This is a genomic window from Paenibacillus sp. AD87 (assembly GCF_001659845.1).
In the GTDB taxonomy this organism is placed as follows: domain Bacteria; phylum Bacillota; class Bacilli; order Paenibacillales; family Paenibacillaceae; genus Paenibacillus; species Paenibacillus marchantiae.
The window spans coordinates 5,070,442-5,096,834 of the sequence record NZ_LXQN01000007.1 but is presented as its reverse complement, the minus strand read 5'-3'; the positions used below and the strand labels follow the sequence as shown (position 1 = coordinate 5,096,834).

The window sequence follows — 26,393 nt, the reverse complement described above, 5'->3', positions numbered from 1 at the left end:
TGATCAATCGGGAGGATAGGCAAATGTCTAAAAACAATCATTTGGAACCCGGAGAAGAACGCCGGGACCAAATTATACGCATAGCGATGGAGCGTTTTGCGACCCAGGGCTACCATCAGACGAAAATTTCCGATATCGTCCGGGAAGCGGGCGTCGCGCAAGGCACTTTTTATTGGCACTTTAAAAGTAAGGAAGCCATTGCGTCGGAAATTGTACTGACCGGCAGGGAGAAGCTGCTTGAAGCGATCGGACAAGGCTACCGCAAGGATGCCGGATCGGTTGAGGATATGGTGAGAGCTTCGGAACGGCTGTTTACCGACTTATTCTCTTTTGCAGAGGACAATCGTTATTTTATGGAGTTGTTGCTTAAAGGCATCGTGTCGGAGGATTCAGTACGCCGTCTGGTCGAGGAGACACGTAATGCAGTGGAACAAGCATTTCGCCACAACATGCAACGGGCCATTGAGCTGGGCATGCTGCCGGAATCCATGGATGTACCGCTTCGCGCTGCGCTGCTGGTTAGCATGATTGAAGGCATGATTTCACGCTGGCTGTTTGGCTCGGAGGAGTTGCACAGCAAGTTTTCATCAATGACAGCAACAAAGCTCGCAGCTGAGGCGGCAAGCTTTGAATTTTATGGACTGCTCGGCACATAAAAGTGTGCTGGACCTGGAGCTTTATTTTCAACAACTGGATTAAATATTCACATGATTAAGCCAGCAGCAGGGAATAATGGGTACAACTGCAGTTTAGGAAGACAGGAAACAGAAGTTTCAACAAGACATGACTACATGGATGAGAGGAAGTTAATGACATGAATAAAACATATGGAATGAAATCTCGCAAAGGCTGGACTTTAACAGCCCTGCTGCTAATGACCGTGCTGGTACTCAGCGCTTGTGGCAGTAAAACTACGGACAATGGAAGCAGCAATGGAGCACAGGCGAACAATGAACTGGAGCAGATCAAGTCTGCTGGCGTCATCAAAGTGGGCATGATGGGTACGTACGCTCCATACAACTTCCTGAACGATAAGAAAGAAATGGACGGCTACGATGCAGATATCGCACGTGAGGTTGCGAAGCGTCTTGGGGTTGAGGTTGAATTTGTATCCCAGGAGTTCTCCGGCCTGACACCAAGTCTGCAAGCCAAAAAGCTGGATGCCATCATCAGCCAGATGACTATTACCGATGATCGGAAGAAAGTATTGGATTTCAGTGATCCGTATATTACGAACCAAGTCAAAATTATTGTGAAAAGTGATAATAATGACATTACCAAGCTGGAAGATTTCAAAGGAAAAACGATTGGCGTAGGTCTGGGTACGAATGATGAAACGTATCTGCGTAATGAAGTGCTGCCGAAAGTGGGCGACTTCACGATTAAAACCTATGACGATGTTATCTCTTCACTTAAAGACCTGAATGCTGGACGGATTGATGCCACAATCAACAACATGTATGCGCTGAAACCCATTGTGGATGCCAACGGATTGAAAATCAAAGCCGTAGGTGAACCGATTAAGAGTGACCAGGCAGGTATTGCTGTGCGCAAAGACAATCCGGAACTCGTAGCAGCACTGAATGATGCTCTCAAAGGCATGAAAGATGATGGTACGTACAATACCATCTTCAAAAAATGGTTCGGTGAAGAGCCTGCGCAATAATGAACCTGCAAGGCGAAGGGAAGTTTGATCCGTGGAACTGGTATTTGAGAATATCCCCTTCTTTCTGAAGGGGGCATATTACACGCTGTATGTAACTGTAATTTCAATGTTTTTTGCTTTTATCATCGGGTTGCTCGTCGCTATCGCGCGTCTGAAAGGACCGATGTGGCTAAGAATGATCGCCCGTTTCTACGTATCCATCATGCGGGGAACCCCGCTGCTGGTGCAATTATTCGTCATTTATTACGGATTGGTTGATTATGGAGTGACCTTGGGATCGCTCACCGCAGCATGTCTGGGACTGAGTCTGAATGCAGGTGCGTTTCTGTCGGAGACGTTCCGCGGAGCCATTCAGGCGGTACCGAAAGGACAGACCGAAGCTGCATACGCAACGGGAATGACCCCGGCTCAAGCGATGAGACGGATTATCTTCCCACAGGCTGTGCGCATTGCCATCCCGCCGATGGGTAACACCTTTATTGGTATGCTGAAGGAAACATCACTTGTGGCGGCGATCGGTGTTACCGAGTTGTTGCGGTCAGCACAATTGCTTGTATCACAATATGCGGTGAATATGCCGTTTTATCTGGCGATTGGCGTGATCTACTGGATTATGAGTATCGGCTTCTCGGCCATTCTGGAACAAGTGGAGCGCCGGCTGGCCCGGGCTTACTGATAGGAGGGGAGAACCGGTGATTACAACAACAGGATTGACCAAACGTTTTGGGAAAAATGAAGTTCTCACAAATATAGATCTGCATGTCGATGCGAAAGATATTGTTGTTCTGCTGGGACCCAGTGGATCAGGAAAAAGTACGCTGCTGCGCTGTCTGAACGGTCTGGAAGAGCTCTCTGGCGGCAAGATTGAAGTGAATGGTGTAGTGGTAGACAGCTCCGACTCGCAGCGAATCCAGCGGGCTCGGGTATTGGAAATCCGTCGGCAGACAGGCATGGTATTCCAGCAGTTCAATCTGTATCCGCACAAGACGGTGCTTGGCAATGTGATGGAAGGGCTCGTGACTGTGAAAAAAATCAAGCGGGACGAAGCGGCCGAACGCGGCCGGATTCTGCTGGATCGGGTCGGTCTGTCGGACAAGCAGGATGCATATCCATCCCGTTTGTCCGGTGGACAGCAGCAGCGCGTAGCCATTGCACGTGCACTTGCCATGGAGCCTGAGGTGATGCTGTTTGACGAGCCTACCTCAGCCCTTGATCCCGAACTGGTGGGAGAAGTGCTCTCCGTTATGAAGGAGTTGGCACAGGAAGGCATGACGATGCTGGTCGTTACGCATGAGTTGAAGTTCGCCCGGAATGTGGCTAACAAAATCGTCTTTATGGCGGATGGATCGATTGTGGAAGAAGCGAGTCCACAGGCCTTTTTTGAACACCCAACTCAAGAGCGGACACGCAGATTTTTGCAGCAAATTACTGAATTCTAAGAAAGAAGGATAAACATCATGAATGTAACAACGGTATGGAAAGGCAAACGCGCGTTTACTTCCGAAGGACCCTCTGGCTACGCGGTTGGCATGGATGCCACAGCTGCCTATGGTGGTGACAGCAAGGGTGCTACACCCATGGAATTGTTACTGGCAGGTCTCGGAGGTTGTATGGGGATCGATATCACGATGATTCTGGACGCTTTCCTGGACAAAATTACTGGCATTGAGATTGAAGCACAGGGTACACGTAGTGAAGGTATGCCGAAAGGATTTACTTCCATTGACCTGATCTTCAAGGTAGACGGCGATATCCCGGATTACCGGATCTGGAAAGCCATCCAAATGGCTGAAGAGAAGTATTGTGCAGTTTCCGCTTCGCTTAGCGCTGATATTCATCCCAAGCTGATTCTGAATGGGGTAGACACACCCCGTCCATAACGGGACGGACATGGTTAAAGTATACAATGAAGAGGCACTTCCAATCATGGGAGTGCCTTTTTGATTGTTCTAACATTTTGACCATTAGGAAGTAAGGTCACGCTGGATGTTGAGCAAGGTCCCAGATGCCCATAATTTCGGTGATAGCCTGATCAAGCGTTGCAAAAGGGATACCGTCCCGGGCTTGTGTAGAAATGCCTTGCATAAAGGTATCAAATACGGTGGTCAGCATTGCCACATTCGTGGAGGCAGGCAGTTGGCCGATTTCCATAGCGCGCTGGATGCAAGCCTGCAGGCGGTTGCGAGTCAGCTTTCTTTTCTCGGCGGTTATGTCACGGATATGATTGTTTTTGGAAGAACATGTGCTGGCTGACAGCACAATTAAACAGCCAGATGGATGTGCGCTGTCTGTTTGCATTTTGGCGGTACTTCTTAAAGTTGTTTCAATCGCTTCTCTTGGAGATAGCGTAAGATCTGAGAAGCTTTCCGTAACGCGTCCAAATGAACCCATATATCGTTCTACCGCTTCTTTATAAAGAGCTTCTTTGGATTCAAAGGCTGCATAGAAGCTGGCTGCTGAAATATCCCCCATGACCGCTCGAAGTTGAAGCAATGAGGTGGCTTCGAATCCTTGTTCCCAAAAGAGCATCATTGCCTGCAACAGGGCTTCATCCCGATCAAAAATGCGCGGACGTCCGGTTCTTGCCATTAGAGATTCCCCCTCGTTTTTCTTAATTATATACTAATCGATCCAAAAGTCGTTGACAAGGTAGGAGAGGGTAGATAATATAAGGAATGATCGATCCATAATTCGATTCTATGTTCTATATTATCTAAAAAGGAGCTGCACAGATGTCCGATAAATCTTCTCAACGTTTCCCGTGGTGGGGGCTGCTGGCCTTGGCTATGGCTGGTTTTATAGCTATTATGACTGAAACTCTTCCCGCGGGGTTGCTGCCGCAAATCAAGGAAGGATTGCAAGTCTCTGAGGCAGGGGCAGGCCAGCTTGTCACATTTTATGCAGTAGGTTCTCTTATTGCCGCTATACCTGTGGCGGTGTTGACAAGGGGCTGGCAACGCCGTCCGCTTTTACTTCTGGCGATTATCGGTTTTCTGATTTTCAACACCATTACAGCCCTCTCTTCAAACTATGTATTGACCCTTGTCGCTCGGTTTTTTGCCGGTGTTGCAGCCGGTGTCTCCTGGGGCCTGATTGGCAGTTATGCACTACGGATGGTGCCTGATCATCTCAAAGGCAGGGGCATGGCTGTTGCGATGATCGGTACACCGATTGCCTTATCATTCGGTGTTCCTGCAGGTACATTGCTCGGTTCCTTTATGGGCTGGCGCTCGGTATTCTGGCTGATGTCGCTGCTGGCGTTTGTACTGATTTTCTGGGTGCTCTGGAAAGTTCCTGATTACCCGGGGCAGTCTGCTGATCAGCGCATTTCTTCAATAAAGGTGCTGCTGACTCCTGGCGTAATTCCCATTCTGGCTGTCGTTCTGGCCTGGATGCTTGCTCATAATATTTTGTACACCTATATTGCCCCTTTCCTCGCCGATGTCGGTCTGGAATCAAAGGTTGGACTTATGTTACTTGTATTTGGCCTGATGGCATTGGTGGGCATCTGGATTACAGGTATTCTTATTGATCGTTGGTTGCGTATGCTGGTTCTCATCAGTCTTGCGGGCTTTGCCCTGATCTCTCTGGTATTGGGTCTTTGGAGCGAGCACATTGCCGTTGTATTTAGTTCAGTTGCGCTCTGGGGTCTAACTTTTGGCGGTGCGGCTACACTGTTGCAGACCGCCCTTGCCCAAGCTGCCGGGGAGCAGGGTGTGGATATCGTTATGCCAATTAATACGACCGTTTGGAATCTCGCTATTGCTATTGGTGGATTGGCGGGAGGTGTGCTTCTGAATCAATGGGGAGCCTCGTCCTTTACCTGGGCCATCCTGTTCCTATCACTTGTAGCTCTGGTTGTTGCGCTGCGTGCCAAAGGACACGGTTTCCGCTCAGCACGCAGCCGCTAAGCCATCTGTTTTACTTCCTACATTAGAAATAGTTATACAAACTTCATGTTTGTTTTTCACTCAGCATACAGCCTTTTTTTGAAGCCCTCTTGCAGGGCTTTTGCTGTTATGTGGTATGATGAATTGGAAGGGCAGGCGTAATATGTACTGACCTTTATATGTAAGCGCTTATAAGCGACGGAAGGTGCAGATATGTTTAAAAGGCTCATAAGAACATCCAACAATCTTAAATTAAAGCATAAATTGCTCATATCCTATGTACTTGTCGTCATGATTCCGGTACTAATTATTGGACTTGCTGTAACCGGATACTTTCGCAAGCAGGCGCTGGACAATGCCATTGGACAGACGATCAACAACGTAGACAAGGTCAAGAGTCAGACCATCACACTACTGCGTGTGCCTACGGATATTTCCAACATTCTGATGTTCAACAATGAACTGAAGGAAATTGTGAACAAACGATACCAAAGCGTTGTGGAGCTGACCTCGGCTTACCTCGCTTATAAAGATTTTCAGGAATATAAGCGTCTGTACCGTGAGGTTGCGGGCATCCGGTTTTACTCCACCAATCCGACGCTGATCAACAATCTGGAGTTCATTCCTGTGGACAAGCAGACCGAGGAGAGCTACTGGTACCAGAAGGCACTGAAAACGACGAGCATCGGCTGGTTTTATATTCCTGACAAGGGAGATAATCCGGTGCACAAGCTAAGTCTGGTGCGCAAAGTGCCTTTTGCCGAATATCGGACCGAGGGTGTGCTGATGATTGTAATCAATCAGGATGAGCTGAATGGATTATTACGTCAGGAACCGTTCGAGACGTTGATTACGGACGAACAGGGTTATGTGGTTGCGGCCAAAAATACCGAACTAGTGGGCAAGACGCTGGACGAGCTTGATTTTGGTGTAGATCTACAAAATCAGACCAAAGGCACAATTGAAGCAGATTTTCGGGGGGAGCCATCCAATATTGTCATTGATGAGCTGCGCCCTGGATCGAGCATGAACAGCCTGAAGATCATTTCCGTTTTTGCCACCAAAAATATTGTCAAAGACGCGAATACCATTAGCATGATCGGTATGCTCTTCATTACGCTTGTGCTGGTCATTGCATTGTTGCTTGTTTATATCATTTCGTTTCTCACGTCAAACCGATTGTTACGCCTTAGCAAACATTTGAATAAGCTCGCACTGGGTGATCTGAACGTCACCTCCCGCATTGACGGGAATGATGAGATTGGGCAACTGTCGAGGCAGTTCAATTACATGGTGAAGAGCATTAATGAACTGATGACTCAGGTGGTGGAGGCAACGGAACAGAACAATCAATTGGAAATCGCACAGAAAGAGATTAAACTGAAAATGATGGCCAGCCAGATCAATCCTCATTTTTTGTTTAATGCACTGGAGTCGATCCGTATGAAAGCCCATATCAAAGGCGAGGCGGAGATTGCCAATATTGTCAGGCTGCTAGGCAAACTGATGCGCAAGAGTCTTGAGATTGGCAGCGGCAAAACGACGTTCAGAGCCGAACTGGAGATGGTACGTTCTTATCTGGAAATTCAGAAATTCCGTTACGGCGATCGGCTTGCTTTCCAGATCCATATCGATCCGGAGGTGGAGAAGATGTACATTCCTCCTTTGATCATTCAGCCTCTGGTTGAGAATGCGATTGTGCATGGTTTGGAAAATAAAGAGGGCACGGTCCGTGTGAATATAAATATTCGTTTGGTGGAGGATGTCGTTCAGGTGCGTGTCGATGATGATGGGGCAGGCATTACGCCGGAGCGTCTGGCTGAAGTGATGCAGTTCATCTGTGGACCGGAAGAACAGGAGAAGAGCCGGATTGGTATGCGTAACGTACATCAACGTTTAACGTTGACCTACGGCGAGCCATACGGATTACAGATTAAGAGTGTGTACGGGGAAGGAACAGAGGTTTCTTTCACCTTGCCAGTAGGAGGAGACCAGCATGTATAAAGTGTTATTGGTAGATGATGAACCGAGCATACGTGAAGGACTGACAACGATCATTGATTGGGAAAAATACGGCTTTCAGGTGATTGGTACAGCTGCCAGCGGGCGTGAGGCCATCACCCTCTTCGAAGAGCTGGAACCGGACCTGACAATCATCGATATTCGCATGCCCGGCATGACCGGACTGGATGTGATTGAAGAAGTGCGGCAGCACCATCCGGGGTCGCACTTTCTGATCCTGAGTGGGTACGCGGATTTTGATTATGCCAAGAAAGCCATCAGTTTTGGCGTGGATGGGTATCTGCTCAAGCCGGTGGATGAAGAGGAGATTATTAGTGAGCTGGAGCGGATCTCTGTGATGCTAACAAGGGAGCGTCTGACACTGGCCCGCCATGCTGGTGAGGATACAGCCTACCGGGAGCACCAGATTGAAGCATTGCTTTTTGATAGCCTGGAAGGTACAGAAACGATGGAAGCAAATGCTCTAGGATTGAATTGGTCGCAGTATCAGGTTGTGCTGCTGGAGATGCATGCCGAACCTGATTTACAGCGTGGTAGTGTAGTGAAACGCAGACTGGCGGAAGCTTTTGACCAGAAAGATCGGGGCATTGTGTTTTCGTTCCATTCCGGACTGGGACTGTTATGTAAAGAGCCTATTTTGACTGTCCAATCTGCCCAGAGTTTATATGATGAGTTGGAAGGGCTGCTGGGAGAATGGAATATTCACATGTACGCGGCAGCAGGTCAACCTGTAAACTCCACAGCAGACATCGCACATTCCTATAATCAGGCCAACGGCGTATTGGGCGGTCGTTTCCTGTTCGCGGAACAACGTATTATGTTATGGAACGAAGGCGAGAAGAGCAAAAGTGCTTCTGGGCCGGTTATTGCGCTGGATGAAGTTAGTGGTGAACCGGATGAAGCAGAATTGGCGGACAAGCTGTATTATGCGCTCGACATTCGGAGTAGCGAGTCCGTGATGCGTGTGCTGACCGAGATCGAGGAACGTCTGATTCCCCATCATCAGACAGAACAGGCGATTAAGACGGCGTTCTCCCAAGTGTTTTCATTGGCTATTAACAAACTTGCGGCAACCAATCAGCATATGCAATCTATTATGCAGGAGCATTCCGTTCTAATTACAGAAGTCTACCATCAATTAACGTTACTGGATCTCAAAGTAATGGCTGCTCAACACCTGAACCGGCTTATTCAGCGCATGGGTGGAGGAAGCAAGGATACGGTACTGAAACAAATGATTGAATTTATCCGTCGTAATCCCGGCGAAAATCTCAAGCTGGAGGTACTCGCAGAGGTATTTAATTACAATAGCAGTTATCTGGGCAAGCTGTTCAAAAATCATACCGGAGAATATTTCAATGCATTTCTCGATAAGGTCCGAATGGAGAAGGCGAAGGAACTTCTCGATGAAGGCTTAAAGGTGCACCAGGTTGCCGCGAGGGTGGGGTATGCGAACGTGGATTACTTCCACGGCAAATTCAAGAAGTATGTAGGGGAATCGCCTTCCGCATACAAACATGCTAGAGAGCTTGCTAGATCACAGCCCAAAGATTCTTCAGGAGAGCCAGAACGGGAGTAGCCCATGTTTCAGAGGATGGTACTTCTGGAGTTTGGTATTTCTCCTGATTAGGTAAAAAACGTTTTCGAACTAATAGTCTATTTGAAGGACCCTGGAGGTCCTTTTTCTTTTTAGTTTTACATGAAGTAAACGATTTCTATAAAACGTTTTCGATCATTACCAATTTCAAATTAAATTCCCTTTTAATTTCAATAATTATTAATAGATAGCGTCATTATCACTAATTTTATAGATATAATATCGGATTTTATAAGGGGATATCTAATTTTCATATGATTTTCTCTAAAATCCAGATGGTATTTTGAAAACGCTCTATCAGGTATGATTATTTTATAAATCAGAGGAGGGGGAACGGAGATGGAAACGCTAACAGAAAAATCCGCTTCCGCGAAAAAAAGCAGTGACCCCAATCCGCCAACACAAAAACGGCGGAACAGAGTTTGGGACAGTATGAAACAGCAAAAGTATCTCTATCTCATGTCATTGCCATTCGTAGCTTGGGTTTTTGTATTTAACTATCTGCCACTATGGGGATGGACGATGGCTTTCCAAAACTATAAACCGGCCAGATCGTTCGGTGATCAAGAGTGGGTTGGTTTTAAACACTTTGCAGAGCTATTCAGTGATGATCGCTTCTATCTGGTACTTCGAAATACGCTTGCAATGAGCTTGATGGGACTGGTTATCGGTTTTATCGTGCCGATTTTCTTTGCGATTCTCTTGAATGAGATGAAAGGCATGTTCTTCAAGCGCGCCGTGCAAACGGTATCATATCTGCCTCACTTTGTATCCTGGGTCGTAGTGGCAGGGATTATTACCAAGATGCTCTCCACCGATGGCGGGATTATCAATGACCTTTTGGTAAACCTAAACATTATCGATCAGCCGATCCAATTCATGGCTAAGGGGAACCTGTTCTGGTACATTGTAACCGCTTCAGATATGTGGAAGGAAACCGGCTGGAATGCGATCATCTATCTGGCGGCCATTACCGGTATTGACCAAGAACTTTACGAAGCTTCCCGTGTAGACGGAGCGAACCGCTGGAGACAAATGTGGCATATCACGTTGCCAGGCATTCGGACTACGATCTCTGTACTGTTCATCATGTCCATCGGGCATCTGATCAGTATCGGTTTTGAAAAGCAATTTTTGCTGCAAAACAGTCTAGTGTTAGACTACTCGGAAGTGCTTGATCTATACGCGCTCAATTATGGTTTGAATATGGGACGATTCTCGTATGGTACAGCCATAGGCATATTCAACTCCGTTGTCAGTATCATCCTTCTGTTTACAGCGAACGGATTGTTCAAAAAATTCACCAAAGAAAGCATCATGTAGGGAGGGGACGACATTATGGCGAACAAAGCATTCAATGCTACTCGGGGCGATAAGCTGTTCGATATTTTCAACATCCTCGCGATGACCCTGGTGCTGATTGTAACACTGTATCCATTCCTGAACGTACTGGCTATCTCACTCAATAACTCGACAGATACCGTACGTGGTGGAATTTACTTGTGGCCTCGTGATTTCACATTGCAAAACTACAAAACGATCTTCCAATACGATGGATTGCTGCAAGGTTTGCAGGTATCCATTCTACGTACAATTGTAGGTACCGTACTCGGTTTGATCAGTTCCTCAATGATCGCATTTACACTGAGTCGTCCTGACTTTAAGTTGAGAAAGTTTGTTTCTACTGCACTTGCACTCACGATGTATTTCTCCGGTGGTCTGATTCCGGTGTACATCCTGATGCGTGACCTGAACCTGATCGGTACATTCTGGGTATATGTATTACCAGGTATGATAAGTGCGTTTAACGTGTTCATTATCCGTTCCTTCATTGATGGCCTGCCGTATGCATTGCAGGAATCAGCCAAGCTGGATGGTGCGAATGACTTTAAGATCTATTACAAAATCATATTGCCGCTCTGTAAACCGGTACTTGCAACCATCGCGTTGTTCCTGGCTGTAGGTCAGTGGAATGCTTGGTTCGATACGTACCTGTATAATGGTTCGAAGGCGCATCTGACCACGCTCCAGTACGAGCTGATGAAAGTACTGCAAAGTACACAGCAAGGCTCGGGAGCCGGTCGTAACGCCAATGACATGGCACAGCAGATGACACAAATTTCACCGGAATCCATCAAAATGGCGATCACGATCGTTGTTACGGTTCCAATCCTGATTGTGTATCCATTCCTGCAAAAGTATTTTGTAGGTGGTATGACATTGGGTGCAGTAAAAGCTTAAGCAAGTTTGTACAGGCCGCCACATAGATAGAGTGGCCGTATAATAAAAGAAGCATCAGAATGCCCGAAGCGCAGCCATTTGGCCTGCGCTTCACCGTATAGGGCTGCGGAGTGGCATTCATGAAGCTATAGACAGGGACAAAAAAGTCCCGGATAGACAGACATATGAAACGGGAGGATTACCATTATGGCAAGAAACAAAATGAAGATTGCACTGGCTCCAGTGCTTGCGATGTCTTTGCTCGCAGGTTGCAGTGGAGGAAACAGCGGCGAAACGTCGTTTAAGGACACTAGCGGTGATACGTCTCCGATTACTTTTGACTTTTTTAGCGTCGATCCCAGTCCGAACTGGAACGGTATGAAGGATGAAGTGGGGAAGGTCCTTACAGAGAAAACAGGAGTAACCCTTAACGGTGAGTTTGCCGTCAGTGGTGGTCAGGATAAAGTATCCTTAATGGCAGCAAGCGGAGACTATCCGGATATCGTTTCACCCAAAGGAGAGCTAAGCAAGCTCGTGGATGCTGGGGCAATGGTCGATCTGACTGATCTGATCGAGCAATATGCTCCCAATCTGAAGAAGCTGTATGGTAATTACATGGACCGGCTGAAATATAGCAACGAAGATCAAGGAATTTATGTACTGCCTACGTATTATGCGGTAGACCAGAAGTATTTTGATGCAGGCGGCGGATTTGGGATTCAGCAGCGTGTATTGAAAGAGCTGGGATACCCTGAAGTGCGTACACTGCAGGATTATGAAAATGTATTGAAGGCATATAAGGAGAAACATCCAACGATTGACGGTCAACTAACGATTCCGTTATCCCTGGACGCAGATGACTGGAGAATCATGATTACGGTAACGAATCCGGCCTTCCAGGCAACAGGTGCTCCGGATGACGGCGAGTACTATATTGATCCTGAGACATATGAGGCAAGTCTGCATTACAAACGTCCGGAAGAGAAAGAGTATTTCCGTTGGTTGAACCATATGTACGCAGAAGGACTGCTTGATCAGGACAGCTTCGTACAGAAAACAGATCAATACAAATCCAAAATTGCAAGTGGACGTGTTCTGGGCGTCATAGACCAGGATTGGGGTTATTCCGATGCGGAAAACGCATTGAAAGCAGCGGGCAAAGATGAAGCGACCTATTCACACTTCCCGGTAACTCTGTCTAAAGATATCAAGGATCATTCCTTCCAGGACCCTGGTTTTGTATCTGGATGGGGTGTAGGGATTACAACATCGAATCCGGACCCGGTTCGTACAATTAAATTCTTTGATTACCTAGCTTCTGAGGAAGGCCAAGTGTTGATGAACTGGGGTATTGAAGGTGAGCAGTACGAAGTGAAAGATGGCAAACGTGTGATTCCGGCCGATATTCAGGACCAAAAAACGAATAATGCTGCCGTATTCCAGAAAGAAACAGGTATTGGCCTCTATACCAATATGTCTGGTCACTATGGAGATGGTGTCAAGGATTCAACGGATAACTATTACACAACGAATTTCCCTGAACAGATTGTAGCGGCGTATTCCGATGCAGAGAAAGAGACACTCAAAGCATACGGCGCAACAACGTGGAAAGATCTATTCCCAAGTGAAGATGAGTTCCCGGTTAAACCATGGGGAGCAGCGTACAATATGCCAACTCCAGGTGACTCGGATTACAACGTTATTTTCCAAAAAACACAGGATATTATCCGTAAACGGATCCCTGAAGCGATCCTCAGTTCCCCTGAACAATTCGATGCCATTTATGATGGGATGATTGCCGAGCTGAATAAAGCCGGAGCAGAGGACATGGAAAAACAATACACTGAGCTGGTACAAAGCCGTGTTCAATTGTGGAGCGGTGAAGAGAGCAAGTAATGCGTTTCAGCAGAATAGTTTTTTCGAAAAAAGGGCCCAGGAAACTGGGTTCTTTTTTATACCTAAAACGTTTTCCAAAAAACGTTTTCAATTTTGTGAATTCACTATTGACAAGGACTTTTAGAGGGATTATTATTCAAATATGAAAGCACTTTCATTACTGATTTATCAAGGCATCTACACGAATCTCTTCAGTCAAAAGAAGCAAGGATTGGTTCCTCAAATTACTGGATAGAGTGAGTGTTTTTCACTTCATTTTAGAAAACGCTTTTTATGTTATAAAATCAAACGTTTTACAATGAGAATCACCCAATTACGGTATGTGCAGGTCAGCCTGTTCTACAATAGATAGCTTCATTTTATCCATAAGGGGGATTACACATGAAGGGCAAAACACCAAAAACATTCGCAATGCTTCTGTTAGCCAGCGCTCTTGCCATTACAGCAGGATGCAGCGGTAGCGGAGGAGGAACTACGGCTTCAGAGACACCAACGGACACAGGGGATACGACCAGTCCAATCACCTTCACGTTCTTTGGTGCTGACGCAAGTCCAAACTGGAACAACATGAAGGACGCAGTCGGCCAAGAAATTACGAAACAAACAGGTGTTACAATTGAAGCTGAGTATGATGTGAATAATGGTGGCGACCAGAAGATACCTTTGATGGCTGCCAGCGGTGAATACCCTGATATTATCTATCCTAAAGGTAACTTGTCTAAACTTGTGGACGCAGACGCGATGCTTGACCTGACAGATCTGATTGACAAATATGCACCTAACCTGAAGAAAATCTATGGGGACCAGATGAACCGTCTGAAATACAGTTTGGAAGATCAGTCCATTTACACGATCCCAACGAACATGGGTGTAGATAATGTTGCGTTTGATGCTACAGGCGGATTCGAGATTCAGCAAAAGGTATTGAAAGAACTCGGCTACCCAGAAGTGAAAACGCTTGAGGATTACGAGAAAGTTCTGAAAGAATATTATGCAAAACATCCAACACTTGACGGACAGCCAACCATTCCGCTGACGCTGAATGCAGATGACTGGAAGATTATGATTACGGTAACGAATCCAGCCTTCCAGGCAACAGGTGGACCCGATGACGGTGAATATTACATTAACCCTGAAACGTATGAAGCGGTGCTGCACTATAAACGTCCAGAGGAGAAAGAATACTTCCGCTGGTTGAACAAAATGTACAATGAAGGCATTCTCGACAAAGATACATTTGTGCAGAAGGACGATCAATACAAATCCAAAATCGCAAGCGGTCGGGTACTGGGGCTGATTGACCAGGAATGGAACTATGGTGAAGCTGAGAATGCTTTGAAATCAGTTAAAAATGGCGAGAATACCTACGCTCACTTCTCTGTATCTCTCAATAAGGATATTGTGGATCATACGTTCCAACCAACCGGATTCGATGGATATGGCATCGGAATTTCCAAAACTGCAAAAGACCCTGTACGTATTATCAAATTCATGGATTGGCTCGCTTCGGATGAAGGCCAGGTGCTGAGAAACTGGGGGATTGAAGGCGAACAATACAAAGTGGAAAATGGCCAACGTATCATTCCTGAGGATGTACAGGACCGCAAGACCAATGACAACTCGGCGTTTACCAAAGAAACAGGAGTCGGTATGTATAACATCTTCAGCGCAAGATATGGCGATGGTGTCAAAGATTCCACAGGTAACTACTACACAACGAACTTCCCTGAGCAGATCCAAGCAGGTTATACTGCGGCAGAGAAGGAAACATTGAAAGCCTATGGCATTACAACGTGGAAAGATTTCTATCCTTCTGAAGACGACTTGAAGCTGAAAGATTGGGGCGCAGCATATAACATGCCTGTACCTTCGGATACGGATTATAACGTAACGTTTCAGAAAACGCAGGACATTATCCGTAAACGTATTCCTGAAGCCATCCTTGCCAAACCTGAGAAATTCGACCAAGTGTATGATGATCTCCTGGCTGAACTTGATAAAGCAGGGGCGGTAGACATGGAGAAACAATATACCGTTTGGATCAAGGAACGTGTATCTCTCTGGACAGGTAAAGACGTGAAATAACACTGAAAATAAGGCATGATAAACGATCATTTTCAAAGCAAAATGGGTCCCCTAAAAGGGGCCTTTTTTGTTGTTGACGAAAGGGGGAGGATAGCATATAATCGTTAATGTAAGCACTTTCAGTAAGCGTTTTAAATTATTTTTCGAAAACGTTTTATGTAAGTTGATAAGAGAGTTCTCATTGGTTTAGATTTTGATAAAAAGAGTGCAAATTTAATTTTTAGTAAGCGCATACAGAAATGCGTCTTATAACGGTATCCTCAGGCTTAAAGCCTGTTATACAGATAAAACCTTCATAAATAATAGGGGGACTAGACAATGAGAGGCAAAATGAAAGGCAATACACCCAAGACGTTTGCAATGTTGATGCTCGCAAGTGCAATGCTGGTTACAGCTGGCTGCGGAAATTCGGGAAGTAAAGAAGCCTCGGAGTCCAGTGGAACCGATCCGGTTACTTTCACATTCTTTGGTGCGGATGCGAGTCCAACCTGGAACAAGATGCAGGATGCAGTCGGTAAAGAGATTACCAAGCAAACAGGCGTTACGATTGAAGCTGAGTATGATGTAAACAATGGTGGAGACCAGAAAATTGCACTTATGGCGGCTAGCGGTGAGTACCCTGATATTGTTTTTCCAAAAGGTAACTTGTCTAAACTAGTAGATGCAGGGGCAATGCTTGACCTGACGGATCTGATTGAGGAGCATGCTCCAAACCTGAAAAAAATATATGGGGACCAGATGAACCGGCTGAAATACAGTTCGGAAGATCAGGCCATTTATACAATCCCAACGAATATGGGTGTTGATAATGTTGCGTTTGACGCAACAGGCGGATTTGAAATTCAGCAAAAAGTACTTAAAGAGCTCGGATACCCTGAAGTGAAAACACTTGAGGATTACGAGAATGTATTGAAAGAATATGTGAAAAAACACCCAACGATTGACGGTCAGCCGACCATTCCATTGACGCTGAATGCAGATGATTGGAAGATTATGATTACAGTAACGAACCCGGCCTTCCAAGCAACTGGAGCACCCGATGATGGAGAATATTATATCAACCCTGAAACATATGAAGCGATGTTGCACTACAAACGTCCAGAGGAGAAAGAATACTTCCGCTGGTTGAACAAAATGTACAATGAAGGACTGCTGGACAAAGATACATTTGTCCAAAAAGATGACCAATATAAATCCAAAATCGCAAGTGGTCGCGTACTCGGTCTGATTGACCAGGAGTGGAATTATCAAGAAGCAGAAAATGCACTCAAATCAGCGGGCAAAGATGACAGCACATATGCTCACTTCTCTGTATCCCTGAACAAGGACATTGTGGACCATACATTCCAGCCAACCGGATTTGACGGATATGGCATCGGGATTACAACTTCTGCCAAAGATCCGGTTCGTATTATCAAATTCATGGACTGGCTCGCTTCGGACGAAGGTCAAGTTTTGAGAAACTGGGGCATTGAAGGCCAACACTACAATGTAGAGGATGGTCAACGGGTGATTCCTCAAGATATTCAGGATCGTAAAACCAATGACAACTCCAACTTCACCAAAGAAACAGGAATCGGTATGTATAGCGTGTTTAGTGCGAGATACGGTGATGGCGTGAAAGATTCCACGGATAACTTTTACACAACGAACTTCCCAGAGCAGATCCAGGCTGGTTATACTGCCGCAGAGAAAGAAACGTTGAAAGCATATGGCATTACAACATGGAAAGAATTCTATCCTTCTGAAGATGATTTGCAACTGAAAGACTGGGGCGCAGCATACAACATGCCTGTACCATCAGGTACAGATTATGAGGTAACGTTCCGAAAAACACAGGATATCGTGCGCAAACGTATTCCTGAAGCTGTTCTGACTACAGCTGAGAACTTTGATAAAGTATACGATGATTTCCTCGCCGAGTTGGACAAAGCCGGCGCAGTTGAAATGGAGAAACAGTACACTGTTTGGGTTAAGGATCGTGTTTCCCTGTGGACAGGTAAAGACGTTAAATAACTTATGTTTTAATTGAATAGGCAGATATACAAAAAAGGCCCTGAGCAAGGGTCTTTTTTTGCTGTCCATGTGATGTTTAACATTGACGCAAATTTCGAAATCAAATATAATTTTCTTACTGTAAGCACTTTCAGATAAACGACAATTTAGCCTTGTAGGTAAGCGGATTGTGATCAAGTAAAACAGTATTTATATTGGTTATTTAGCTATACCGAAAACGTTTTAGTAATGAATGAAAAATAGCTGATTAGGAACAGGAGTTATCTATGACCCCATTTAATGAGAGAACAAAAGAAAATCGTCTGTGGTATCGTCAGCCTGCTACTCGCTGGGAAGAGGCGTTGCCTATCGGTAATGGTCGCCTTGGCGGTATGGTATACGGCGGAGCATCGGATGAACAAATCCAGCTAAATGAAGATACATTGTGGTCCGGATTTCCACGCGACACCATTCAGTACAGCAGTCAGCGGTATCTGAAACAGACCCGTGAACTGATTATGTCCGGGCAATATAGCGAAGCTGAACAATTGCTGAACCGCGAAATGCTGGGACGTGATGTGGAAGCTTATCAGCCGATGGGCCACTTTAAGTTGCAGCACGATGAACTGAATGGGATCCTGTACGATGAATTTGAGCGGGAGCTTAATCTCCATACCGGCATTGCAACGACGAAGTATTCATATAAAGGCATTCGTTATGTACGTGAAGTATATGCCAGTGCAACAGATGATCTCATGATCTGTACCATCACTGCTGATCGTATGGGATCTGTAAACGCCAGTGTTTCGTTGGACAGTCCACATCCTTATAATGTTCAGGCTTCGGGCGATGCACTTACTTTGTTCAGTCGCTGTCCAAGTCATGTTGAATCGAATTATTTCAGGGATCATCCGGAGTCTGTCATCTACGAAGAAGATCGTGGAACGGCTTATGCTATGCGATTGGCCGCGACTGCGACGGGCAAGAATGCCGAAGTAACGGTTATGGACGGAAGACTTCATATTCAGGGAGCTGACCAGGTTATTTTTTATCTGACAGCGGCGACCGCCTTTGAAGGCTATGATGTGATGCCTGTTAAAGATGGTGTGCTTCTGGATCAGGAGTGCAGGGAAGTAATAACAAAAGCGATGGCTTATGGCATGAAGGCTCTTCGGGAGCGACATGTGATGGATCATGAAACTTTATTTTCAAGAGTATCTATTGATCTCGGCGCTTCAGCCAATGAAGAATTGCCTACAGATGAGCGACTGCAAGCGTACCAGGCTGGAGCCAATGATCCTGGCCTGGAGGCACTCTATTTTCAATATGGTAGATATTTGTTAATGGGTAGTTCACGTGAAGGAAGCCAACCAGCCAATCTGCAGGGAATCTGGAATCATCAGGTGGAGCCGCCCTGGCACAGTGATTACACGATTAATATCAATACCGAGATGAATTACTGGCCGGCAGAAGTATGCAACCTGAGTGAATGCCATGAGCCGCTGTTTGGCTTGTTGGAGGATCTAAGTGATACCGGGAGAAGGACGGCACGCATTTTGTACGGAGCGCGCGGCTGGACAGCCCATCATAATGTGGATATTTGGAGGACATCCACGCCTACAGGCGGAGACGCAAGTTGGGCGTTCTGGCCAATGGGCGGCGTGTGGCTGACTTCACATCTATGGGAGCATTATCTGTTTACCCGTGATCAGCAATTCCTCGCGGAACGTGCGTATCCAATCATGAAGGAAGCGGCACTCTTCTGTCTGGACTGGTTGGTGGAGGGACCAGACGGAGATCTGGTTACGGCTCCATCGACCTCTCCGGAGAACAAGTTCCTCACTGAGGAAGGAGAGGCTCGCAGCATCTCCATGGCTTCGACGATGGATATGACATTGATTCGTGAGTTGTTCGATCGATGCATTGAGGCAACGAAGCAGCTGGATGTGGATCAGCAGCTGGCGAAGGATTGGAGCGAAGCACGCAGCAAGCTCTATCCATTCAAGATCGGAAGCGAGGGGCAGCTGCAGGAATGGTTTAAGGATTTTGCCGAATCCGAACCAGGGCATCGTCACGTCTCCCATCTGTATGGTCTGTACCCAGGGGAGCAGATCAACCGACTGGATACGCCGGAACTGGTGGAAGCAGCACGAGTGTCACTTGAACGTCGCATCTCACAAGGTGGCGGGCATACAGGTTGGAGCTGTGCTTGGTTGATCAATCTGTATGCGAGGCTGCTGGATAGCAAGCTGGCACATCAGTTTGTCCGTACATTGTTGGCTCGATCCACGCATCCTAATCTGTTCGATGATCATCCGCCGTTCCAGATCGATGGCAACTTTGGTGGCACTGCCGGTATTGCGGAGATGCTGTTGCAAAGCCATTTGGGCGAATTACATCTGCTGCCAGCGCTGCCTGAGTACTGGGCCAGTGGCAGTGTGAAAGGGCTTCGGGCACGAGGTGCATACACGGTGGCAATCGAGTGGGCAGATGGCAGACTCTCAAGCGCCGAAATTAAGGCTGATCACGCTGGTTCGATAACCATTCGGAGTGCATACCCACTGCGTGTGGAAGGAAACGATCAGGCTAAGGCGCAGTTAACACCTCAGGGTGATTATGTAGTGATTTTAACCATGACCGCAGGACAGACGATCCGCGTGTCATCATGAGATGGAGGAGTAAACGATGACGATTTTTAAATTTCCACAAGATTTCCGCTGGGGAACAGCAACAGCTTCCTATCAAATTGAAGGTGCAGCGCAGGAAGGCGGACGCGGGGTATCCATCTGGGATACGTTTGCCCGTACACCCGGCAAAGTATTCAATGGAGATAATGGTGATGTCGCATGTGACAGTTACCACCGCTATGAGGAAGACATCGAGCTGATGAAAAAGCTTGGGATCAACACCTACCGATTCTCGATCGCCTGGCCGCGTATTATTCCTGATGGAGATGGCGAGATCAATCGGGAAGGATTGGACTTCTATCATCGATTCGTAGATAAGTTGCTTGAAGCGGGAATCGAACCTTTCTGTACGCTGTATCATTGGGACCTGCCTCAGACGCTGGAGGATATCGGAGGTTGGGGCAATCGCAGGACGGTGGATGCATTTGTAAAATATGCTGAAGTCATCTTCAAGGAGTTTTCCGGTAAAATTAATTTCTGGCTGACTTTCAATGAACCATGGTGTATTGCGTTTCTGTCCAACTTGCTTGGCATTCATGCACCAGGAAATAAGGACCTGCAAACATCCATTAATGTTGCTCACGGACTGCTGGTTGCTCACGGTAAAGCCGTTCAGTCGTTCCGTCGCTTGGGTACAACAGGACAGATTGGTATTGCACCCAATGTATGCTGGGCTGAGCCTTACAGCAAATCTCCAGAAGATCAGGCAGCCTGTGATCGGGCAATTGCTCTGAATACGGATTGGTTCCTCGATCCGATCTACAAAGGATCGTATCCACAATTTATGGTGGACTGGTTCGCTGAAGCTGGAGCTACCGTACCAATTCAGGAAGGCGATATGGAAATCATCTCGCAACCCATTGATCTGTTGGGCATTAACTATTACACCATGGGAATCAATCGTTTCAATCCAGAGGCGGGTGCATTGCAATCCGAAGAGGTCGATATGGGACTTACTAAGACAGATATTGGCTGGCCTGTGGAATCACGCGGACTGTATGAGTTCATGCATTACTTGCAAAAATACGGAAATGTGGATGTCTACATCACAGAAAATGGTGCATGCATCAATGATGATTTGGAAAATGGCAAAATCAATGATGATCGCCGGATTGCATACTATGAGCAGCATTTGGCCCAAATTCATCGGATTATCAACGACGGAATCAACCTGAAAGGCTACATGGCTTGGTCTTTGATGGATAACTTTGAGTGGGCGGAAGGATACCGTATGCGCTTTGGTCTTGTGCATGTGGATTACCGTTCATTGGTCAGAACACCTAAAGAAAGCTATTACTGGTATCAAAATGTGATCAAAAATAATTGGTTGGAAACACGAATTTAAGCTTTAATTTCAATATTCCAGGAAGAAGTGCTCAGAACCTGACATAACTAAGTAATTACGTTATTTCAATTGTTAAATGCAGGGACATACATGTTTAATCAGAATAAAGACGGTGGTTCGGTAATCCGAATCAACGTCTTTTTTATTGTTTTATTTTCAGCCAGGACTCACATGTTCATGAAGGTTTCATAAGGTCTAAGCTGTTTCATGTTATGAGGAGAGCGTTTTTGGGTTATAAGAAGTAAGAAGAAGTGATCTGGTTCTTGTCAACAGTTAAAATACAAATAAAGTGTCCAAATTGCGAAATAAATTTGAACATTTGTTGACTAAAAATCATACTGATGTGGTATATTGGTATAAGGAAAGCACTTACAAAAAGGGAAAAGGAAGTGTTTACTATGGCATCGAAGACAGCAATGGTAAGCCAATTGGAACGCAAAGATAAAAATATGCGGCGTGCAGTGCTAACGATGACAGTTCTGGCTTGGATTGCTCTTATTACGGGAGTAATCATGTGCCTGATCAACCTGAATGATTTTAATGATCGTAACCTCGGATTAATGCTGGGTATCGGTTTCTTGGTGGGTAGTGTATTTATTTACGTTATTGCCAAATCGATTGGACTTGTTCATACACGCCGGGAAGACGAAGGCGCCGATTAAATAATCTTGCGTTAATTCGTTCATAATAAGACTGGATGAGCACCCGGAATCCCAGTCAATAAAGCCCTTTGCGGATTCGTTGATACTGTTCAACGGGACTGCAAAGGGTTTTATTTTGTGACTTGAAGTGTAAAGATTACAATGAGGAAATATCAAGTATGCAAGTGATTTGTGAGAAAAAATTCACACATTTAAGGTGTAAAATCGACAAATTTGTTAACATGAACAAAAAAGTTGCTCATTTCTGATATCTTTAGAAGGAAGAGAGTAGTATACTGTTTTTTCAGTATGAGCGAATTTAAGGAGAGGGGATCAAGATGAACAAGAAACCTAGGTCGCTAATTCGGATAATCATTCCGGTTGTCCTGACGTTGGTTACAATTGCATTGATTGTCTGGCCAATGCTGGCAGGCGGGCAGTACGTTGTTCTGGATCCGAAAGGGCCTGTTGGCGCTTCGCAGAGAGATTTGATTGTCATTTCGACAATTCTGTGTGCAGTCGTTATTGTGCCTGTATTGATTTTGTCTGCTGTAATTGTATGGCGTTACCGCGACAAACCGGACAATAAATCTGCTTATGAGCCTAACTGGTCTCATAGCACTAAAGCGGAGGCTATCTGGTGGACCGTTCCGATTATTATTATTGGGTTGCTGGCGGTTGTAACAATCCGCTACACCTATGATCTGGAACCTTCGAAGCCATTGGCTTCCGAGAAAGCACCGGTGACCATTCAAGTATCTTCACTGGACTGGAAATGGTTGTTTATGTATCCGGAGCAAGGTATTGCAACGGTCAACACGTTGAATATCCCGGCAGACCGGCCCGTAAAATTTGAGCTCACCGCGGATTCACCGATGAACTCGTTCTGGATTCCGCAGCTTGGTGGACAGATTTATACAATGTCGGGTATGGCGATGACCTTGTACTTGCAAGCTGATCATGAAGGTCAATATTGGGGTTCAGGTGCCAACTTTACCGGGGAACACTTCGCCCAAATGCGTTTTGACGTCAATGCTACATCGGAGGAAGACTTCGACAAATGGGTGACTGAAGTGAAACAACAATCCCAACCGCTGACGCAAGAAACGTATAAAACACTGGCGGAACCGGGAACAAGCAATGTAGCTTATTATTCTTCCTTCCCTGAAGGACTGTTCCAAGACATCGTGACCAAGTATGTTATTGACGGTCAAAGCGCTCACAGCAAGCACGGTGAAGCTTCAGGTGCCAAAGAGATTACTACGCAAGACGTGGACAAGAGTGCTAACTAAAGATTCGAAAGGAGGCCCCCAATGTTAGAGAGACTTAAGGAGTTTGCATCGGAGTTTTTCGTTACCGGTGATCCGCTGATTTATGGTGCGGACGTGGCGATCGGAATTACGATGATTACCATCGTAGCGGTGTTGACTTATTTCAAAAAATGGGGCTGGCTCTGGCGTAACTGGTTAACTACCGTCGATCACAAAAAGATCGGTATTATGTATATTATTGCTTCCATTATCATGCTTTTCCGTGGTGGTGTGGATGCACTGATGATGCGTCTTCAGCTAGCTATGCCTAACATGGATTTCTTACATCCTGAGCATTATAATCAGGTCTTTACGACTCATGGTACGATCATGATCTTGTTCATGGCGATGCCGTTTATGTTCGGTTTATTTAATGTTATTGTACCGCTTCAAATAGGGGCAAGGGACGTTGCGTTCCCATTCCTTAATGCACTAAGCTTCTGGTTATTCTTCCTGGGAGCAATGCTGTTCAACCTGTCCTTCGTTATCGGTGGTTCACCGGACGCAGGTTGGCTCAGTTATCCGCCTTTATCGGAGCTATCGCATAGCCCGGGGGTGGGACAAAACTTCTATATATGGGGTATTCAGATTTCGGGTATCGGTTCCCTGGCTACCGGTATCAACTTCCTGGTTACCATCATTAAAATGCGTGCGCCAGGCATGAAATGGATGAAAATGCCGATGTTTACATGGTCGGTATTCTCCACTTGTATTATCATTCTGTTTGCATTCCCAATCTTGACAGTGACACTTGCATTGCTCTTCCTCGACAGGTTTGCGGGGGCGCATTTCTTCACACTTGATCTGGGCGGTAATCCGATGATGTATATCAACTTGATCTGGATGTGGGGTCACCCTGAGGTATATATCGTTGTCTTGCCGGCATTCGGTGTGTTCTCCGAGATTGTAAGTACGTTCTCGAAGAAAAAATTGTTTGGTTACAAATCAATGGTATTTGCGATGCTGATCATTAGCTTCCTGTCCTTCTTTACATGGGCGCATCACTTCTTCACGATGGGTTCGGGAGCAGACGTTAATGCATTCTTCGCCATAACCACGATGTTGATAGCCATACCAACAGGGGTTAAGATCTTTAACTGGCTGTTTACGATGTTCCGGGGAAGGATACGCATGGATACCCCGATGCTGTGGACACTTGCATTTATTCCATGCTTTATCGTCGGGGGTATGACGGGGGTTATGTTATCCGTTGCACCTGCTGACTTCCAGTTCCACAACAGTTACTTCCTGATTGCCCACTTCCACCAAGTATTGATTGGTGGTGTAGTATTCGGATACTTTGCAGGTCTGTACTACTGGTGGCCTAAAATGTTTGGATTCCAACTGCCAGAAAAACTGGGTAAATGGGCTTTCTGGACTTGGAATATTGGTTTCTATGTCTGCTTCATGCCGCAGTACGCTGTCGGTTTGATGGGTATGACACGTCGTCTGAGCACCTATGGCTGGGATACCGGCTGGTGGGAACTGAACTTTGTATCCACAATCGGGGCATTCCTGATGGGTGTCGGATTCTTGTTCCAGGTCGCACAAATCGCAGACGGCATTCGGAAATACAAAACACTCAAAGCATCTGGCGACCCTTGGGGTGGTCGTACGCTCGAGTGGTCGATTCCTTCACCTGCTCCTGAATATAACTTCGCCATTACACCGCGCGGAGATGATATTGATGAGTGGTGGGAAGAGAAAGAACGTCGTGCCAAAGGCATCTATCCACCTGAACAGCCGCTTGAGCCGATTCATATGCCTAAAAATTCCGCAATTCCGTTCATCATGTCTATATTCTGGTTCATCGCCGGTTTCGGCTTTGTATTCGGATGGCTCTGGATGGCGATTCTCGGACTCGCTGGCGTAGGAATCTGCATGATCGCTCGTTCATTCTCATACGATACGGATTATTATATTCCGGTTGACGAAATTAAGCGTACCGAAGCGTCGTTAAGGGGGTCGGTATAAATGGCTCAAGCAGCCGCGAAGCACGGTCATGACCATGCACATGATCATGACCATGGTCACCATGACCCGCAAGAATTGAAAATACTCGGATTCTGGTTCTTCCTGATTTCCGACGTTATCCTGTTCTCCGTATTGTTCGCAACCTTTATTGTGTTGCGTGACAATACGGCGGGCGGACCTGTGTTGTCTGAATTGATCAAAATGCCTGGTGTTATTGCCGAGACATTTATCTTGCTCACAAGTTCATTCACAAGTGGACTTGCGGTTCTTGCCATGAATCAGGGCAAGGTGAAGCAATTGATCAGCTGGCTGGCAGTTACAGCAGTTCTGGGTGCAAGCTTTATTGCCCTGGAAGTAACGGAGTTTATTGAGTTGATTCACGAAGGGTTCAGTTATACAACGAGTGCGGCTTCTGGTGCATTCTTTACCCTTGTGGGTACTCACGGACTTCACGTATCGCTCGGTCTGATCTGGATGATCGGATTGATGCTGCAACTGAAAAAACGTGGAATTACCGATGTAACACGCGGTAAAATCAACGTAATCAGCTTGTACTGGCACTTCTTGGACGTCGTCTGGATTTTCCTCCTGTCGATCGTCTATCTGATGGGGGTGATGTAGATGGCAGAGCATAACTCACATGAGTCCCATGGCCACGAACAGCATGGTTCACTCAAGTCCTATGTCATCGGCTTCATTCTGTCCGTAGTCCTGACCATTATCCCTTTGGTAGTGGTTCTGAATGACATGATGGGCAGAACAGCGACGCTGAGTGTCGTTCTGGTAACAGCAGGACTTCAGTTTGTAGTTCAACTCTTCTTCTTCATGCATATCCGTGAATCGGAGAAGCCACGCTGGAATGTAATGGCTTTGATCTTTGGTCTGTTGATCATGTTGACCATCGTTATTGGTTCCATCTGGATCATGTTGAACAATACCGTTGCACATTAAGTTTATGAAATAGTTTATGGGATCTCCCGACTTGATTTAAAAGTCGGGAGATCTTTTTTTTATTCTTTTTTTATCCTGAATGCGGGTAGAATAAGGGAAAGGACGCATGAGATA

The 26,393-nt window shown here is 46.1% G+C and carries 21 protein-coding genes; 20 read left to right on the top strand and 1 reads right to left on the bottom strand.

The genetic code is table 11. The features are described from left to right. The first annotated feature begins 23 nt into the window (after nt 1–23). The 5 genes from gpAD87_RS22440 to gpAD87_RS22420 all read left to right on the top strand — a co-directional run bounded on the left by gpAD87_RS22440 (nt 24) and on the right by gpAD87_RS22420 (nt 3,546). Nucleotides 24–656 carry a TetR/AcrR family transcriptional regulator gene (locus tag gpAD87_RS22440; protein ID WP_082935225.1) on the top strand — a complete coding sequence of 211 codons (633 nt, stop codon included), beginning with the start codon at nt 24–26 and terminating at the stop codon, nt 654–656. A 176-nt stretch (nt 657–832) separates the two neighbouring features. Then, a complete protein-coding gene (locus tag gpAD87_RS22435; RefSeq protein ID WP_064641141.1) occupies nt 833–1,666 on the top strand; it encodes a substrate-binding periplasmic protein in 834 nt (277 codons plus the stop codon). Between the two features lie 31 nt (nt 1,667–1,697). After that, nucleotides 1,698–2,342 carry an amino acid ABC transporter permease gene (locus gpAD87_RS22430; RefSeq protein WP_064640624.1) on the top strand — a complete coding sequence of 215 codons (645 nt, stop codon included), beginning with the start codon at nt 1,698–1,700 and terminating at the stop codon, nt 2,340–2,342. 16 nt (nt 2,343–2,358) lie between these two features. Continuing rightward, nucleotides 2,359–3,105: an amino acid ABC transporter ATP-binding protein gene (locus gpAD87_RS22425; protein ID WP_063566547.1), complete on the top strand. Its 747-nt coding sequence runs from the start codon at nt 2,359–2,361 to the stop codon at nt 3,103–3,105. Nucleotides 3,106–3,123: 18 nt separating this feature from the next. Beyond that, entirely contained in the window at nt 3,124–3,546 is a 423-nt protein-coding gene (locus gpAD87_RS22420) for an OsmC family protein (RefSeq protein ID WP_024631426.1), read from the top strand. Nucleotides 3,547–3,643: 97 nt separating this feature from the next. Here gpAD87_RS22420 and gpAD87_RS22415 read toward each other — a convergent pair whose 3' ends face one another. Next, nucleotides 3,644–4,255: a TetR/AcrR family transcriptional regulator gene (locus gpAD87_RS22415; RefSeq protein WP_064640623.1), complete on the bottom strand. Its 612-nt coding sequence runs from the start codon at nt 4,253–4,255 to the stop codon at nt 3,644–3,646. Between the two features lie 143 nt (nt 4,256–4,398). Here gpAD87_RS22415 and gpAD87_RS22410 point away from each other — a divergent pair, with 143 nt between their 5' ends. The 15 genes from gpAD87_RS22410 to cyoD all read left to right on the top strand — a co-directional run bounded on the left by gpAD87_RS22410 (nt 4,399) and on the right by cyoD (nt 26,279). Next, nucleotides 4,399–5,577 carry an MFS transporter gene (locus gpAD87_RS22410; RefSeq protein ID WP_064640622.1) on the top strand — a complete coding sequence of 393 codons (1,179 nt, stop codon included), beginning with the start codon at nt 4,399–4,401 and terminating at the stop codon, nt 5,575–5,577. 192 nt (nt 5,578–5,769) lie between these two features. Further along, nucleotides 5,770–7,560 carry a sensor histidine kinase gene (locus gpAD87_RS22405; RefSeq protein ID WP_063566550.1) on the top strand — a complete coding sequence of 597 codons (1,791 nt, stop codon included), beginning with the start codon at nt 5,770–5,772 and terminating at the stop codon, nt 7,558–7,560. Beyond that, the gene (locus tag gpAD87_RS22400) at nt 7,553–9,157 is read left to right on the top strand and encodes a response regulator transcription factor (RefSeq protein WP_064640621.1); all 1,605 of its coding nucleotides are present in this window, start codon (nt 7,553–7,555) and stop codon (nt 9,155–9,157) included. The genes gpAD87_RS22405 and gpAD87_RS22400 overlap by 8 nt, the downstream gene beginning before the upstream one ends. Nucleotides 9,158–9,514: 357 nt before the next feature. Continuing rightward, a complete protein-coding gene (locus gpAD87_RS22395; protein ID WP_064640620.1) occupies nt 9,515–10,498 on the top strand; it encodes an ABC transporter permease in 984 nt (327 codons plus the stop codon). Nucleotides 10,499–10,513: 15 nt separating this feature from the next. Further along, on the top strand, nt 10,514–11,416 hold the full coding sequence (locus gpAD87_RS22390; protein ID WP_063566553.1) for a carbohydrate ABC transporter permease: 903 nt from the start codon (nt 10,514–10,516) through the stop codon (nt 11,414–11,416). Nucleotides 11,417–11,602: 186 nt separating this feature from the next. Continuing rightward, nucleotides 11,603–13,291, top strand: coding sequence for an ABC transporter substrate-binding protein (locus tag gpAD87_RS22385; RefSeq protein WP_064640619.1), 1,689 nt, complete (start codon nt 11,603–11,605; stop codon nt 13,289–13,291). Nucleotides 13,292–13,672: 381 nt separating this feature from the next. Beyond that, complete coding sequence (locus tag gpAD87_RS22380; protein ID WP_063566555.1) at nt 13,673–15,376, top strand: ABC transporter substrate-binding protein; 1,704 nt, start codon at nt 13,673–13,675, stop codon at nt 15,374–15,376. Between the two features lie 318 nt (nt 15,377–15,694). Beyond that, nucleotides 15,695–17,392 (top strand): ABC transporter substrate-binding protein, encoded by a 1,698-nt coding sequence (locus gpAD87_RS22375; protein WP_442950729.1) that lies wholly within the window; start codon nt 15,695–15,697, stop codon nt 17,390–17,392. 266 nt (nt 17,393–17,658) lie between these two features. Next, entirely contained in the window at nt 17,659–20,040 is a 2,382-nt protein-coding gene (locus gpAD87_RS22370) for a glycoside hydrolase family 95 protein (RefSeq protein ID WP_064640618.1), read from the top strand. A 16-nt stretch (nt 20,041–20,056) separates the two neighbouring features. After that, a complete protein-coding gene (locus tag gpAD87_RS22365; RefSeq protein WP_064640617.1) occupies nt 20,057–21,403 on the top strand; it encodes a GH1 family beta-glucosidase in 1,347 nt (448 codons plus the stop codon). Between the two features lie 398 nt (nt 21,404–21,801). After that, nucleotides 21,802–22,065, top strand: coding sequence for a hypothetical protein (locus gpAD87_RS22360; RefSeq protein WP_064640616.1), 264 nt, complete (start codon nt 21,802–21,804; stop codon nt 22,063–22,065). Nucleotides 22,066–22,382: 317 nt separating this feature from the next. Further along, nucleotides 22,383–23,336 (top strand): ubiquinol oxidase subunit II, encoded by a 954-nt coding sequence (cyoA, locus tag gpAD87_RS22355; RefSeq protein ID WP_063566558.1) that lies wholly within the window; start codon nt 22,383–22,385, stop codon nt 23,334–23,336. 21 nt (nt 23,337–23,357) lie between these two features. After that, nucleotides 23,358–25,328: a cbb3-type cytochrome c oxidase subunit I gene (locus gpAD87_RS22350; RefSeq protein ID WP_064640615.1), complete on the top strand. Its 1,971-nt coding sequence runs from the start codon at nt 23,358–23,360 to the stop codon at nt 25,326–25,328. Beyond that, nucleotides 25,329–25,949: a cytochrome o ubiquinol oxidase subunit III gene (gene cyoC, locus gpAD87_RS22345; protein WP_064640614.1), complete on the top strand. Its 621-nt coding sequence runs from the start codon at nt 25,329–25,331 to the stop codon at nt 25,947–25,949. Further along, nucleotides 25,950–26,279 carry a cytochrome o ubiquinol oxidase subunit IV gene (gene cyoD / locus gpAD87_RS22340; protein ID WP_064640613.1) on the top strand — a complete coding sequence of 110 codons (330 nt, stop codon included), beginning with the start codon at nt 25,950–25,952 and terminating at the stop codon, nt 26,277–26,279. The last annotated feature ends 114 nt before the right edge of the window (nt 26,280–26,393 follow it).